Source organism: Komagataeibacter sucrofermentans DSM 15973, assembly GCF_040581405.1.
Lineage (GTDB): Bacteria > Pseudomonadota > Alphaproteobacteria > Acetobacterales > Acetobacteraceae > Komagataeibacter > Komagataeibacter sucrofermentans.
Genome location: NZ_CP137157.1, coordinates 1,608,500 through 1,623,439, shown reverse-complemented (window position 1 = coordinate 1,623,439; position 14,940 = coordinate 1,608,500). Strand labels below are relative to the sequence as shown.

10 protein-coding genes are annotated in these 14,940 nt (G+C 60.7%); 9 read left to right on the top strand and 1 reads right to left on the bottom strand.

Annotated features, from left to right (window positions below; all coding sequences use genetic code 11):
* Window positions 1-225 precede the first annotated feature (225 nt).
* Window positions 226-1,329: an N-acetylglucosamine-6-phosphate deacetylase gene (gene nagA, locus R5N89_RS07960; protein ID WP_110570071.1), complete on the top strand. Its 1,104-nt coding sequence runs from the start codon at window positions 226-228 to the stop codon at window positions 1,327-1,329.
* Window positions 1,330-1,364: 35 nt separating this feature from the next.
* Here nagA and R5N89_RS07955 read toward each other — a convergent pair whose 3' ends face one another.
* Window positions 1,365-2,591: an MFS transporter gene (locus tag R5N89_RS07955; RefSeq protein ID WP_110570072.1), complete on the bottom strand. Its 1,227-nt coding sequence runs from the start codon at window positions 2,589-2,591 to the stop codon at window positions 1,365-1,367.
* A 537-nt stretch (window positions 2,592-3,128) separates the two neighbouring features.
* Between R5N89_RS07955 and R5N89_RS07950 the strand changes: the two genes are divergently transcribed.
* The 8 genes from R5N89_RS07950 (at window position 3,129) to R5N89_RS07915 (ending at window position 14,930) form a co-directional block, all read left to right on the top strand.
* Window positions 3,129-4,451 carry an ATP-dependent RecD-like DNA helicase gene (locus R5N89_RS07950; RefSeq protein WP_110570073.1) on the top strand — a complete coding sequence of 441 codons (1,323 nt, stop codon included), beginning with the start codon at window positions 3,129-3,131 and terminating at the stop codon, window positions 4,449-4,451.
* Between the two features lie 1,002 nt (window positions 4,452-5,453).
* A complete protein-coding gene (locus tag R5N89_RS07945) occupies window positions 5,454-6,011 on the top strand; it encodes a Crp/Fnr family transcriptional regulator (RefSeq protein WP_244192288.1) in 558 nt (185 codons plus the stop codon).
* 23 nt (window positions 6,012-6,034) lie between these two features.
* The gene (locus R5N89_RS07940) at window positions 6,035-8,332 is read left to right on the top strand and encodes an EAL domain-containing protein (protein ID WP_354680670.1); all 2,298 of its coding nucleotides are present in this window, start codon (window positions 6,035-6,037) and stop codon (window positions 8,330-8,332) included.
* A gap of 30 nt (window positions 8,333-8,362) precedes the next feature.
* The gene (locus tag R5N89_RS07935) at window positions 8,363-10,105 is read left to right on the top strand and encodes a bifunctional diguanylate cyclase/phosphodiesterase (RefSeq protein WP_110569386.1); all 1,743 of its coding nucleotides are present in this window, start codon (window positions 8,363-8,365) and stop codon (window positions 10,103-10,105) included.
* Between the two features lie 6 nt (window positions 10,106-10,111).
* Window positions 10,112-10,528 carry an Rrf2 family transcriptional regulator gene (locus R5N89_RS07930; RefSeq protein WP_110569289.1) on the top strand — a complete coding sequence of 139 codons (417 nt, stop codon included), beginning with the start codon at window positions 10,112-10,114 and terminating at the stop codon, window positions 10,526-10,528.
* 331 nt (window positions 10,529-10,859) lie between these two features.
* The gene (locus R5N89_RS07925; RefSeq protein ID WP_110569387.1) at window positions 10,860-11,273 is read left to right on the top strand and encodes an Rrf2 family transcriptional regulator; all 414 of its coding nucleotides are present in this window, start codon (window positions 10,860-10,862) and stop codon (window positions 11,271-11,273) included.
* A 1,066-nt stretch (window positions 11,274-12,339) separates the two neighbouring features.
* Window positions 12,340-12,726, top strand: coding sequence for a glycerol dehydrogenase (locus R5N89_RS07920; RefSeq protein WP_110569290.1), 387 nt, complete (start codon window positions 12,340-12,342; stop codon window positions 12,724-12,726).
* A gap of 17 nt (window positions 12,727-12,743) precedes the next feature.
* Window positions 12,744-14,930 (top strand): pyrroloquinoline quinone-dependent dehydrogenase, encoded by a 2,187-nt coding sequence (locus R5N89_RS07915; RefSeq protein WP_110569388.1) that lies wholly within the window; start codon window positions 12,744-12,746, stop codon window positions 14,928-14,930.
* Window positions 14,931-14,940 lie beyond the last annotated feature (10 nt).

Below are 14,940 nucleotides of genomic sequence, written 5' to 3'. Positions count from 1 at the left end.
TGAAGCATGACCGGGGCACGGCCCATGATGGCGCGGGAAATACGCATCCCGTCATTTCATGTAACGGCTACAGGCATTACACGCAGGATATTTATTGTATCTGATACGTATCTTATTCTGATCTGGATTGCGGTCGTATTCACGCAACATATGGCCTTTCACGGTGCAGTAGGGTAACAGGGCCGTAAAGCCTTTACACCCCTGCCGGATAGGGAACGCCGCACCGTGAATATTGATGGCCACATCGTACTGCCAGACCGGGTCATGCCGGGGCGTGTCGTGTTTGATACGGCCATTACCGATGTCCGCCCGCTCTCGCTTGTGCCTGATCGCTACATTCTGCCCGGTTTTATTGATGGGCATGTGCATGGCGGCGGCGGGGCTGACGTGATGGATGGGGTGGATGCCATCCGCCATCTGGCCATGTTTCATATGGCGCATGGCGTGACCACCCTGCTGCCCACCACCATCACCGCCCCGTGGATTGATGTGATGGCGGCGCTGCATGCGGTGGCCGATGTGGTGCATCTGGGCATTTATGGCGGCCCCAGCATTCCCGGCGCCCATCTGGAAGGGCCGTTCATCAACCCCCACAGGCGTGGCGCGCAGCCGCCCTTTACTGTATTGCCCACGCCCGCGCGGGTGAGTGCGGTGATCGAGACCGGCGCCATCAAGATCGTGACGCTGGCCCCGGAAATCGAGCAGGCGGATGCCGCCATCCAGAAATTCGTCAATGCGGGCATACGGGTCAATATCGGGCATACGCAGGCGGGTTACGAGCAGGCGGAGCGGGCCATATGCCGGATCTGCGGCATGGGGGGCACGGCAGGGGGCACGCATCTGTTCAACGCCATGCCGCCGGTCATGGCGCGCGCGCCGGGGGCTGCTGCGGCCCTGCTGTGCAGTGACATGGCCTATGCCGAGATGGTGTTTGATACCCATCATGTCCATCCTGCGCTGTTCCGGCTGGCGCATCGGGTCATGGGGAACCGGCTGGTGTTCGTAACCGATGCCATGCGCGGCACCGGCGCGGGTGATGGCCCGAGTGAACTCGGTGGCCAGAACGTGATGGTGGCCGATGGCGTGGCGCGGCTGCCTGATGGCACGCTGGCGGGCAGCGTGCTGACACTGGATCAGGCGCTGCGTAACGCCATGCAGGCCGGGGCCTCGCTGCCACAGGCGGCCGCACTGGTCAGTACGCATGCCGCCAACTGGCTGGGCCTGCATGACCGTGGCATGCTCATGCCCGGTCGCCGGGCCGATATTGTGGTGATGGGGGCTGACCTGAGCGTGCAGGAAGTATGGGTGAACGGCCGCCGTTGCGCCTGAGGGCAATGCTGGCGAACATCCTGAAAAATTTTTGGTCACGGGTCTGTTTTTGAAATAGGCCTTTGTGCCCGCAGGCTCACCAGCACGGCGGCAAAGCCGGAGGCCGCCGCCAGCCCCAGCCCCCAGCGCGGGCCAAAATGATTGGCCACCCACCCCACGACCGGCGCGCCCACGGGTGTGCCGCCAAGGGCCACGGCCAGGCGGATGGCCATGACGCGGCCCCGCATCTCGGGGGCGGCGGAAAGCTGCATCAGGCTGTTGGTCGTGGTGGTAAAGGTCAGGGTCGCCAGCCCCACCAGCCCGAGGGCCGCGGCAAACAGCCCGTAGCCGGGGGCCACGGCGGCCAGCAGGCACCCCACCCCAAACAGCAGCGCGCCCGTGCGCAGGGTTGCCATCGAGACCTTTTCACGACCCGCCGCCAGAACCGCGCCGAGCATGGTGCCCACCGCCATGCAGGCGCTCAGCAGCCCATACTGCCCCGCGCCGACATGAAATACGCTGACCGCCATGGTGGAAATGAACAGCGGAAAATTCAGGCCAAACATGCCAATGAGCAGAAGCATCAGCACGATGGTGCGCAGGTCAGGGTGCCGCCATACGTAGCGGAAGCCTTCCAGCAGGCCCCGCGCGCCCCGCTTTGCGGGTAGTGCCACGGCCCGCCCGCGTAGGGCCAGCAGCGACATGAGCACGGCAATGAACGAAATGCCGTTGAGCACGAATGCCCACCCCGTGCCCACGGCGGCAATGCACGCCCCCGCCGCCACCGGCCCCAGCATGCGCCCGGCATTGAAGGAGACCGAATTGAGCGCCACCGCATTGGGCAGGTCGTCGCGCCCGACGAGTTCCGATACGAAGGTCTGGCGTGCCGGGCCATCAAAAGCGGCCACGCTGCCAAACAGGAAGGCAAAGACATACATCTCCCACAGTCGCGCCGTGCCGCTGACCGTCAGTATGCCAAGCCCGAGTGACAGGGCGCCCATCAGGCCCTGGGTGAGCATGAGCAGGCCGCGGCGGTCGAAACGGTCGGCGGCATAGCCTGTCCATGGCAGGAACAGCAGTTGCGGCGCCATCTGGAAGGCCATGGTCATGCCCACCGCCGTCGCGTCATGCGCGGTCAGTTGGGTCAGCACAAACCAGTCCTGCGCCGTGCGTTGCATCCAGGTGCCAATGTTCGATACGACAGCGCCGCTGGCCCATATGGCGTAGTTGCGATGGCGCAGCGAGCGTATGGCGCGGGCGCCAAAGGCGAAAGAAAGCGGCAAGGGAACTTACAACCTTTGCTGAAGGGCGATGACGGCTCCCGTCGTGCCGGTCGTGGCGCTGTCATGCATGCGGGCGTCGGGGCCGGGAGCGGGCGGGATGATGGGCAGGCGTCGCGTTCATGAAAGGGTGCCAGCAGGGTAACAGGGGTGCCGTGGTCTGCCCGGTTTCCTCACCCATCGCGCGCATGTCCCGATTGCACTGTAAGGGCAGGGGCATGAAAGCGCGGTGAACGTGACCTGCCGCCACACATGGCCAGCGCCGGTTGCAACGCACTGTGATGGGGAAGGGCGCGCAGGGCATCATGCGGCCTGTAACGCCTTGCTTCAGGCGCGGTTCAGCGTAACGAGGGCGCGCGCGGCGCGTCAAGCCATGTCCGATCTTCATGGAGGTGGCGGGGTATTTCATTCATGAGCCATGCATTTGTGCTGGCCCGTTTGAAGGGGGCGGCCTAATACTGCCCCAGCCATGCCCTGCCCAGAAGGAACGCTTCACCCCCCGATGCGCCCGTCCCGCTCCATCCAAGGATCCAGCATTCCATGTCCCGCACGGTCCTGACCGCGTGCCAGGAGCGTGCGCTGGCTGAAATCCTGGCCGCGCGCGGGGTCTCGGCCACGCATCTGCTGACCGGTTACGCAGGCACGGGCAAAACCACCCTCATGCAGCAGGTGGCCCGCGCGCTGCACAAACAGGGGGCGGATGTGGTGTTTACCGCCGCCACCCACAAGGCCACCGCCGTGCTCAAGGCGCGGGTGGGCAAGCTTGCACCGTGCCGCACCATTCATAACGTGCTCTCGCTCCAGCCCGGCGCGCAGGATGGCCGTGAGGTGCTGCAACGCGCCGACCGGCCCGAGCCGATTACGGCGGATGTCATCATCATTGATGAATGTTCCATGGTTGGTTCCGAACTCATGCGCTGGGTGCGCGACCTTGTGCCCGACCGCTTCGTGCTGTTTGTGGGCGACCCGGCGCAGCTGCCGCCAGTGGGCGAGGCGATCAGCCCGTCCTTCGCCATACGTTCGGCCTCGCATCTCGAAACCGTGGTGCGGCAGGCGGCCGACAACCCGCTGGTGGCCGCCGCCACCGCCATCCGCGAAAGCCAGGGCGGCCCGCTGGACTGGTCATGGTGCCGCGCCAGCCACCATGAGGGCGCGGGCCTGTTCGTGCCGCGCGCGCCAGATGCCTGGATGCAGCGTGCTTTCACCTCTGATGCCTTCCGGGCCGATAGTGATGCGTTCCGCTACCTGTGCTGGACCAATGCGCGGGTCGAGGCCGTGAACCGCACCGTGCGCCGGTGGGTGCACGGGGGCGAGACGCCCATGCCCTTTGTGGTGGGCGAGCGCGTGATTGCCCGCGTTCCGGTCATGGATGTGGAAGGCCGCCGCGTGATGGTGGCCACTAATGAGGAGGCGGAAATAGCTGATATCCGCCCCGGCGTGCTGCGCCATGCCTTTCCCGCCACCTCAAAGGTGCCCGGATGGACCACCGACCTGCCGGTGTATGATGTGGTGCTGCGTACCCTGGCGGGCGATGAAACGCCGGTGGCCATCCTGCGCCCCGGCGCGAACATGGGGGAGATCGAGCAGCGCCTGAAGCGCGAGGCCGCCCTTGAGCGCGCGCGCTGGCAGCACCGCTTTGTGTTCCGCCGCAGCATCGGGCGGCTTCAGGCGGTTTACGCCATGACCGTGCATACCGCGCAGGGCAGTACGTTTGGCCGTGTGTTCGTGGATGTGGGCGATATCAGCCGCCGCGCCGCCACCAATGTGCTTGAGGCACAGCAACTGCTTTATGTCGCGGCCACCCGCCCCACCACGGCCATGATTCTCACGGGCCTGCCCACCGGCGCGTCTGGCCGGACGTGAGGCGCGGGGTGGATAGAGGACTGTTCACGTCCTGTTGTTCAAAAAAAGACCGCTGCGATACGACTTAGAAATTATGGCGGTTTTTCGCGATTTTTAGAAAAATTCTCGGTCTTTTCAATAAGATGCATATTATATGCGATATATTTTATATTTTTGAAATTCCCGAAAACTTTCATAAAATCTTAAATCATCTCCATGAGATTGAAGGCTCATGGTTGCGCCATGGGAGAGGGGAATGAACTGCCTGCCTGTCAGTCATGGACCACGTGGTCCGATATGATGGCACGACTGTCTTCTTCCCGCCTGCAAGGCATGACCACGCGCTGACAGGCGTATCCAGGCCGCTGCACGCTGACCACGCGGGTGCGCACGGTCAGCCTCCCGGCCCGACAGGCCACGAAGGGGGCAACAGAACGCCATGGGGTTCCCCCCGTGGCATACAGGCGAGGCAACCCACCAGGTGCCGGATAACGGGTTATTTCCCGTCCGGCCCTGACAGGAGAAGGCGAAGGCAACCCCGGTTCCTGCAAGGGCGCCATGGGAACAGGAACCTCATCTGCCTGACAGACGGTACCGGTCCGGCCGCAATGATCGGAATCAACGATAACACATCCATGCTCACGGCATGTCGTGCGCCATATGGATCGCGTGCCGCAAGCGTGGAAATGCGTGTCCGTTACCGATCCCGGCGGGCGGCGCTGCGTCATACGCCATGGGGTATCGTGATGAGGTAAGTGAAGTCCCGATCCGCTATGGACACTTACATTATACGGTCTGGCAATCCGTTAACCATTAACTGAAAGTATAAACTATCAGGCAGATGCATAAAAACCGTATCGGATATTCTGCATATATTTTACAAATTAACTTATGGCGGAAATATGTCATTAATGAGAGCATTCGTAATCGTGCTGAAAACAGAAAAAAATTAACATGTCTCTTGTGCGGCCCTCTCTGTCTTCTGATGGAATGAAACGGACATTTTCCGAACGTCGGGAATTCATGACGGAAGATATGCCCGCCAGCATGCATTTCCATGTGGTGGCCGGAGGGGCGCGTCTTTTCAAATCACTGCCTGACGGGCGGCGGCAGATTATCGGTTTTGCCCATAAAGGCGACGTGCTTCCCGCCTATCCCTGCACCCGCTACCACTACAGCGCCGAAGCCATGCGCACGCTACAGGTGGTGTGCGTGCCCGCGCCCTATCTGAGCCACCTGCATGAAACCTCGCCCGGTGCCTGCGCGGCTTCGCTGAATTCTGCCCGCCAACTGCTGGTCAGCCTGCATAACCGGCTGCTCATGCTTGGCCGCCAGACCGCGCGCGAGCGCCTCGCAACCTTCCTGCTCGGTCAGGGCACACGTATGGGGTCAGGTGAACTCTGGCCCGTTGATCCGGCCATCTCACGCGCCGACATGGCTGATTTCCTTGGCCTGACAACCGAGACCGTCAGCCGCCTGCTCAGCGCCTTCCATCGGGAGCAGCTTATCTCCCGGGAACGCCGCGCCATCCATATTCTCGATCCTGACCGCCTGCGGGCGATCGTGGCCCATCCCGAATGATAGCGAAGAAAGACAGCACGACGATGCCCGACATCACTGCCCTCACCACAGAAATCCTTCTTCCCGCCCTTGAGCAGGCCATTGATGCAACCGTCATCATCGGGCAGGAAAACGAGATCATCTTCTATAATCAGGCGGCGGAATCGCTGTGGGGCATTCCCCGGGCTGACGTGATCGGCCGCAATGTCGACTGCCTGGTGCCCACCCGCCTGCGCCATGAGCACGACCGCTACATCGACCGCAATCGCGAGACCGGGCATAACCGCATTGTCGGCACATCGCGCGAGGTGGAATTCACCCGCGCGGATGGGGAATACATCTGTGGCGAGCTTTCGCTCTCCAAGGTGCAGATCGGCACGGGGGACAAGCGGCTCACGTACTACATGGGCGTGATGAAGAACGTCACGGAAGAGAGCCAGCGCCGCAAGATCCTGATCCTGCAGAACGACGTGCTGCAGGCGCCGGCCAGTGACATGCTGATTCAGGATATTGGCGAGCTGATCTGCCGCAAGGTTGAAGCCTTCGTGCCCAATTCGGTCGCGGCCCTGCTGGTGCTTGATGATGCGCAGCCCTGGCGGGTGATCTGCACCTCCGCCCTGCCGCCGCGCATCCGCAATGCGCTTGAAACCACCGTGCCGTCGCCTTCGGATGTGGAAAAGCTCAAGGCCAATGCCTCCTATACCGGCCGCCTGGTGTGGGATAATTATCAGTCCATGTGCCGCTCGCTGGGGCTGCAGTCGTGCTATGCAGCACCCGTCATGGCAGGTGACGGGCGCGTGACGGGCATTTTCGCGCTGTACCTGCGCGAGCCCAATCAGCTTGGCGCATGGCCGCAGCGCCTGGTGGGCGCGTGCCTGCCCTTCTGTGCGCTGGCGCTGGAGCAGCACGCCACCAAGACCCACATGACCCAGCTTGCCCGCTATGACAGCCTGACCGGCCTGCTCAACCGTGGCGCGCTGCATCGCGTCATGGAAGACATCATCGCCCAGCCCGGCAACCGCACGCTGGCCATTTTCATGCTCGATATTGACCGTTTCCGCGATATCAACGATGCGCTTGGCCATGTCTATGCCGACCAATTCCTTGTCGAGATCGCAGGGCGCATCCGCTCCATCGCCAAGGAAGATTACGTGCTCAGCCGCTCGGGCGGTGACGAATTCGTGGTGGTGGTGCCCGATTGCGACGGCAAGCAGATCGAGGATATCGGCCGCCAGCTGCTTGAAACCATCGGTCGGCCGCTTCAGATCGGGCAGAACACGCTGTCGATTTCGTGCTCGATCGGCATCAGCACCTTCCCTGCCAACGGTCCGGACAGCGAATCCCTGCTCAGCCACGCCGATACCGCCATGCGGCAGGCGAAGGAAGACGGACGCGGCATTTTCCGCTTCGCCAATCTGGAAAAGAACCAGGTGGCGCAGGACCGGTTGGTGCTCGGCTCGGCGCTGCGTGATTCGCTGGCGCAGGGCATGCTGCAACTGCACTATCAGCCGCAGGTGCGCACCCATACGCTTGAACTAAGTGGCGTCGAAGCGCTGTCGCGCTGGCATCATCCGCATCTGGGCAACATCTTCCCCTCGCGCTTCATCGCTGTGGCGGAAGAGACCGGCCAGATCGAGGCCATTGGCCGCTGGTCGCTGCTTGAGGCCTGCCGCCAGATCGTGAAGTGGGACCGTGACGGCGTGCATGTGCCCACCGTGGCCGTGAACCTGTCTGCCGTGCATTTCCGCAATCGCGCGCTGCCCGAGCATATCGCCGCCCTGCTCAAGGACCACAACCTCAAGCCCGCACGCCTGACGGTGGAAATCACCGAAAGCGTGATGATGGATAACAGCCGCGACACCGAGGAAGTGCTCCAGTCGATCCGCAATATCGGCTGCGGCCTGTCGATGGATGATTTCGGCACCGGCTACTCATCGCTGTCGCGACTGACGCGCCTGCCACTGACCGAGATCAAGATCGACCGCAGCTTCATCAACGATTTTGAATACGACACCAATGCCCAGGCCGTGACCATGGCGGTGATCGGCATCGGCTCGCGGCTGGGCATGACGGTGGTGACCGAAGGCGTCGAGACCGAACAGCAGCGTGACCTGCTGGAAAAACTGAACTGCGACGTGATGCAGGGCTACCTGTTCGCCAAGCCTCTGGCACCGCAGGATCTTGAAGCCTGGGTGCGCCGTGGCGGAGCGCCTGCCGTCATTCGCGAGATTGAGGCAGCCCGCGCCAGGAAGGATGGCAAGCCCGAGAATAGCGGCAAGAAAGAAGCTGCTTCCACAGCCAGGCCTGCCGCTGCAAGCCCCGCAACCCCCGCAAAGTCCTGATCCGCTACGGGATAGATGGAGCCATATGCCATGTCACTCAAGCACGATGACCGCCTGCGCGCGCTGACCCACCAGGATTCTGATTTCTGGGCGGATGTTGTGGATAATGTCCTGATCGTGGCCATTACCGATGTGCGCGGTGTGATTACCTATGTGAATGACCGCTTTTGCGAGATCAGCCGCTACCCGCGTGAGGAACTGCTGGGGGCGACGCACCGCATCGTCAATTCCGGCTATCATGATGCGAGCTTTTTCAGGCAGATGTACCGCACCATTCGGGGTGGCGAGATATGGCGTGGCAATATCTGCAACCGGGCCAAGGATGGCACGCTGTACTGGGTGGCGACCACCATCATGCCCAAGCCCAACTCGCTTGGCGCGGTGGAGGGGTATGTTGCGACCCGCTTCGAGATTACCGAACTCATGAACACCCGTGACCGGCTCAAGTCGCTTGCCGCAACCGACCCGTTGACGGGGCTGTTCAACCGTGGCGGTTTCAACAACATGCTGCAGGCCGCGGTGGAAGACAAATCGCAGAACATTACCCGCGATATCATGCTGGTCATGTTCGATCTCGATGGCTTCAAGCAGATCAACGACATCCATGGCCACCATGCGGGCGATGTGGTGCTGAAGGTGATTTCCAACCGCCTTCTTGCCCTTGTTCATCCTGAAGATGCGGTCTGCCGGCTGGGGGGCGATGAGTTTGCGCTCATCCTCAACCACACGCTGCACAAATACCCGCTTTCCCTCATGCTGGAGAAGCTTCTGGCCGAGCTTGAAGCGCCGATCGAGGTGGGCAACACCATGGTCAACGTGTCGGGCAGCATCGGGGTCAGCCCCATTGCCAGCCAGGAAAGTGCTGAATCGCTTCAGAAGAATGCCGATATCGCGCTTTATGCCGCCAAGCGCGCGGGTGGCCACCAGGCGCGCATGTTTGACATTACCCTGCACCAGCATGCGCTTGAGCGGGCCCAGATCCTCAATGATGCGCGTGAAGGGGTGCAGAAGGACCAGTTCGAGCTTTACTACCAGCCGATCATGAACTTCAGCACCGGCAGGTGCGATCAGATCGAGGCGCTGCTGCGCTGGCACCACCCGCAGCGCGGCCTGCTGGCGGCGGAAAGTTTCCGCGATGTGTTCCTTGATGCAGCCCTGGCCCAGGTCATGAGCCCGCGCCTGGTCAAGTCCTTCCAGAATGACATGCGGATGTGGAATACAAGCCTCGACACGTATCCCAACCTGACCATCAATCTCTCGCGGCTGGACCTGCTTAATATCGGCTTCCAGAATGATCTTGAGGCTGAAATAAAGCGGCAGGGCGGCAAGGCATCCGATTACGTGCTGGAAGTATCGGAAAGCGTTCTGGCGGGCAGGCGCTCCGATCGCGTGCTGCAGCGCCTGCAGGAACTCAAGGAACTTGGCTTTCAGCTGACACTGGATGATTTCGGGCTGGCGACGCTGCCAATCTCGGTTCTGCGCACGATTTCTTTCACGCAGGCCAAAATTTCACGCGGGCTGGTCAAGGACATTGAAACCAGCCAGCAGGCGTGCGATGTGGTGGCACATCTGATCGGGTTGGCCCATGCATTTGGGCTGAGCGTGACCGTGAGCGGCGTGGAAACGAAAGCCCAGATGGACGCGCTGCGCGAGATGGGCGCTGACCGGATTCAGGGTTTTTATATTTCTCCCCCGATTTCGGCCGCAAATCTTGTGCTTGCGGAACACATCATTGCGCCAGATCATACCGAGATCACGTTACAGGCGTCATGACACGCCATGCGCCTTACCCTTTACACCGACTACTCCATTCGGACCCTTATCTATCTTGGGCAGAATCCCGGTAGACGGGTCGCGATTCAGGAGATTGCCCAGACGCACAGCATTTCCCAGAATCATCTGGTCAAGGTGGTGAACCGTCTGTCCAGCAACGGTGTCATTCTGGCGCGGCGCGGGCGTAGTGGCGGGCTGGAGTTGGCCGGCGCGCCGCACCAGATCATTATCGGCGACATCATTCGCCTTATGGAGGCGGATATGGGCAAAATTGTGTCCTGCAATCCTGAAAACGGACAGGCATGCGTTTTGGCGGATGCCTGCCGCCTGCGCGGGCTGTTCGCCAAATCGGTCAATGCCTTCCTGTCGGTGCTCGATCGCATTACCCTGCATGATATCCTGCATGAGCCTAAAAAACTGTAAATCAGGCCCATGCAGGCAGGCTGAAGGCATGTGATTTTCGGGAAATCCGGTACGCGTGATGGTGAAGGATCGCGGGTGCCGGCATGATCCGTGCCGAGTCATTTATCAGTTTAAATTATAGTGACATAAGATTTGTATATATAACAGAAAGACCATATTTTCCGGTTGCAATAAGGACAAGAGCAGTCTTTTTTGTTATGGTACGAGGAAGTTGGCTCACATAGTGTAATAACAGGAATACCATGTCCCGCACGCCGTCGCCTTGGCCTACCGCCTGCTGCATCATCATGCAGGCGGGCCTTACAAGACAGGGAGCCAGAGCACAGACACCATGCGCCTGACCCTTCATACCGACTACGCCATTCGCGTTCTGGTTTATCTGGGACAAAACCCTGGTCGACGCGTTTCCGTTCATGAAATTTCCGAAAATCATGGCATTTCCCATAATCACCTCGTCAAGGTGGTCAATCGGCTTTCTACCAACGGGGTTGTCGATACGCGTCGGGGCCGGGCAGGGGGGCTGGAACTGCCACGCATGCCGCATGAGATCATCATAGGCGACATCGTGCGCATGATGGAGGCGGACATGCTCTCCATGAAAGCCTGCGAGCCAGAATACGGGCAGGCCTGCGTGCTGGCCGATATGTGCCGCCTGCGTCATCTGCTGGCCCGCTCGCTTACGGCTTTCCTTGATGTGCTGGACCAGACCACGCTGCACGATCTTCTGCCCCGACAGGTTGCCTGACATGACAGCATATGATGAGGAACAGGTCTGTCATTGTCTATATATAATCGTATATAGATGATGCTGATCTGGGCCTGTAGGCCATATACTGATCCCATGGTTGGCATGGTCTCGGCCCGCAATGGCAGCGGGCGCAATCGGGGCGGTTGCTGAAGCAAAACACGATCCGCGCCCTGCCGTGCTGCGCGCGCTGGCATGTTCTGCCAGAAGGGAAGCGCTCTTCATGCTGAGATACTATTCAAGCAGTTTTCTCATTTCAAATGACAGCATGAATGGAGCGCCCGATTAGGCTGGCGCAATGATTGTTCGGTCCATGCGCTTTTGCCCTGCTATCCATCCCACACGGTTTTGCAGCCAGACGGAGCATGTCTGGTCATTCCTGTTGCGTGAGATGGGCGTGCCATGTTCATCCGTGTCCCTACTGCCGATGTTGAAACATTGTGTCATCAGATATGCCGCGTGCGGGGCTGGCAGGCACAATGTCAGTCTTGCTGGCATTAACCCGGGATGATGAAAAGAGTGCCGTTTCGATCATCATAAAGAGGGATGATACACCTTTATATAAGGTCCACCCCTCATTATACCCGCGCCTGTAAACCTGTTATGGGCAGGCCCCGTGCCATCTGGCTTGCGGATGGCAAGGGGAAAGAAAATATTTGTACCCCTTTACAACGCCATGCTTCGGGGTGGTCTTTAATGCCTCTATAATGCAACAGGCCATAACATGCCCGTTTTTGAGGCAGATTTATTTGCGTTATGTTTCTTCGGCACCGCGTGCTGCCCCTGTGCCTTCCCGCTATTGAAGATCGCATGACGCATGGCTGTTTTACGGTAAAACCGAAATAGTTTCCTCAGGCGAGGCCGCGAAGTAAAAAATATTCCTCCACTACGCTTCGCTTGCAAGGCAGATTGCCAGAAGCGGCATGAGTCTGCCGTTTTTTTGGCGGATTACTGTAAATATTGATACAATTATAATAAATCCGTTACCGACCTCACGATTAAGTTTTTTCATGCATGATATTAACGGGATTAGCTTCCGTTACATGATACTGGAGGAATATCCATCATGTCAGCTTTCATAAAACCACAGACCCCCGCCGCGTGGGCGATCCTGGGTCTTGCGGTTGTTATCGTTCTTCTGGGGCTGCCCCTTGCCTATATGGGTGCCGAACTCATGTTTCTGGGTGGCTCCTGGTATTATGTCATTATTGGCATTGCCGTCACGGCAGCGGGCGTGCTCATGGCCATGGGCCGCTCCATGGGGGCCATGCTGTATCTGGCCGCTGTTGGCGTGACGTGGCTGTGGGCTTTCTGGGAAGTCGGGTTTGATGGCTGGGGCCTGCTGCCCCGCGTGTTCGGGCCGACCATCCTCGCCATTGCCGTGGCTCTGTGCCTGCCCGCCCTGCGCCGCATGGAAAGCGCTCACTCAACATCCGTGCGGGAGGTCGCATAATGTCCGCCAAAACCCCCATGCTGCGCACTCTGCTGCTCGGCGCCACCATTATTGCGGGCACCGTTGGCGCCTCGGCACTTGCGCAGGTTCCCCCTGCTGACCAGCCGCCCGGCAATGGCAATGCCACGGTTGCGCCCGGCACGCCAACACCGCCGACCGATGCGTTCTCGGCGCCTTCGCCCAATGCGCCCCAGTCTCCGGGTGTGAACGCTGCCAACATCCCTGACGGTCCGCCTGCCGAGCCGAGCGAAGCCACCCCCATGGTGGACCAGGTCACGGCCAACCCCGCGCATGATGACTGGCCCGGCTACGGGCGTGATGACAAGGCGACCCGCTTCTCGCCGCTTGACCAGATCACGCCTGCCAATATCGGCCACCTCAAGCGTGCCTTCATCTACCACACCGGCAGCAAGCCGGGGCCGGGGCAGACCAATAAATGGGCGGCCGAGACCACGCCCATCAAGGTGGGTGACGGCCTGTACATGTGTTCCGCGCTGAACGACATGATGCGCATCGACCCCGCTACCGGCAAGGAAGTCTGGCATTTCCATGCCAACGAGAAATACGAGAGCATCCCCTACACGGCGGCGTGTAAGGCGGTGGTGTATTACACTTCCTCCACCGTGCCGGAAGGCGAGCACTGTCATCACCGTATTCTTGAAGCCACGCTTGATGAACGCCTGATCGAGGTGGACAGCGAAGATGGCAAGGTGTGCGAAGGCTTTGGCTGGCACGGCATGGTCAACCTGATGAAGGGCATGGGTGAGTCGGTGCCCGGCTTCGTGGCCGAGACCGCGCCGCCGCCCATCGTCAATGGCGCGATCATCACCAACCAGGAAATTCTCGATGGCCAGCGCCGCTGGGCGCCCTCGGGCGTGATCCGTGGGTATGACGCCGAGACCGGGCGCTTCCTGTGGGCGTGGGATGTCAACCGTCCGCATGAACATGGCGAGCCGAAGGAAGGCGAGCATTACAGTCGCGGCACCCCCAACTCCTGGGCGGCCATGATTGGTGATAACGCGCTGGGGCTGGTTTACGTGCCCACAGGTAACTCGGCTGCCGATTACTACAGCGCCATGCGTAGCCCGGAAGAAAACAAGGTCTCCTCCGCCGTCGTGGCGATTGACGTGAAAACCGGCGAGCCGCGCTGGGTGTTCCAGACCGTGCACAAGGATGTGTGGGACTACGACATCGGCTCGCAGCCCACGTTGATGGACTTCACCAAGCCTGATGGCTCGACGGTTCCGGCCCTGATCATGCCCACCAAGCGTGGCCAGACGTTCGTGCTCGACCGCCGCACGGGCGACCCGGTGCTGCCGGTTGAAGAACGGCCCGCGCCTTCGCCAGGCATGGTGCCGGGTGACACGCGCTCGCCCACGCAGCCCTGGTCGGTTGGCATGCCGCGCCTTGGCTTCGCTCCGCTCAAGGAAGCCGACATGTGGGGCATGTCCCCCATCGATCAGCTTTACTGCCGCCTGAAATACCGGCGCGCGCATTACGTGGGTGAGTTCACCCCGCCCAGCATCGACAAGCCCTGGCTGGAATATCCCGGCTATAACGGTGGCTCGGACTGGGGCAGCGTGGCGTATGACGAAAAGACCGGTATCCTGATCGCCAACTGGAACAACACGCCGATGTATGACCAGCTGGTCAGCCGCAAGAAGGCCGACAAGCTGGGCCTGATGCCGGTGGATGACCCCAACTTCAAGCCCGGCGGCGGCGGTGCCGAAGGTGCTGGCGCCATGGCGGAAACGCCTTATGGCATCGTGGTCTCGCCGTTCTGGGATGAATATACGGGCATGATGTGCAACCGCCCGCCCTATGGCATGATTACCGCGATCGACATGCACACCCAGAAAGTGCTGTGGCAGCACCCGCTGGGCAGCGCGCGCGCCAACGGCCCGTTTGGCCTGCCCACGCACCTGCCGCTGACCATCGGCACGCCTAACAATGGCGGCCCGGTCATTACCGCTGGCGGGCTGATCTTTGTTGCCGCGACAACCGACAACATGATCCATGCCTTCGATATCCATACCGGCAAAGAAGTGTGGAACGACGTGCTGCCCGGTGGCGGCCAGGCCACGCCCATGACGTATGAATACAAGGGCAAGCAGTATGTCGCCATCATGGCCGGTGGCCACCACTTCATGATGACGCCGGTGACGGATGACCTTGTGGTCTATGCGCTGGACGACGTGAACTGATCCGACCCGT

Excerpts from the sequence above, each read along its gene's own strand:
- R5N89_RS07950 (WP_110570073.1), top strand. The coding sequence starts at position 3,129 with ATGTCCCGCACGGTCCTGACCGCGTGCCAGGAGCGTGCGCTGGCTGAA.
- R5N89_RS07925 (WP_110569387.1), top strand. The coding sequence starts at position 10,860 with ATGCGCCTGACCCTTCATACCGACTACGCCATTCGCGTTCTGGTTTAT.
- R5N89_RS07945 (WP_244192288.1), top strand. The coding sequence starts at position 5,454 with ATGACGGAAGATATGCCCGCCAGCATGCATTTCCATGTGGTGGCCGGA.
- R5N89_RS07930 (WP_110569289.1), top strand. The coding sequence starts at position 10,112 with ATGCGCCTTACCCTTTACACCGACTACTCCATTCGGACCCTTATCTAT.
- R5N89_RS07935 (WP_110569386.1), top strand. The coding sequence starts at position 8,363 with ATGTCACTCAAGCACGATGACCGCCTGCGCGCGCTGACCCACCAGGAT.
- R5N89_RS07915 (WP_110569388.1), top strand. The coding sequence starts at position 12,744 with ATGCTGCGCACTCTGCTGCTCGGCGCCACCATTATTGCGGGCACCGTT.
- R5N89_RS07940 (WP_354680670.1), top strand. The coding sequence starts at position 6,035 with ATGCCCGACATCACTGCCCTCACCACAGAAATCCTTCTTCCCGCCCTT.
- R5N89_RS07920 (WP_110569290.1), top strand. The coding sequence starts at position 12,340 with ATGTCAGCTTTCATAAAACCACAGACCCCCGCCGCGTGGGCGATCCTG.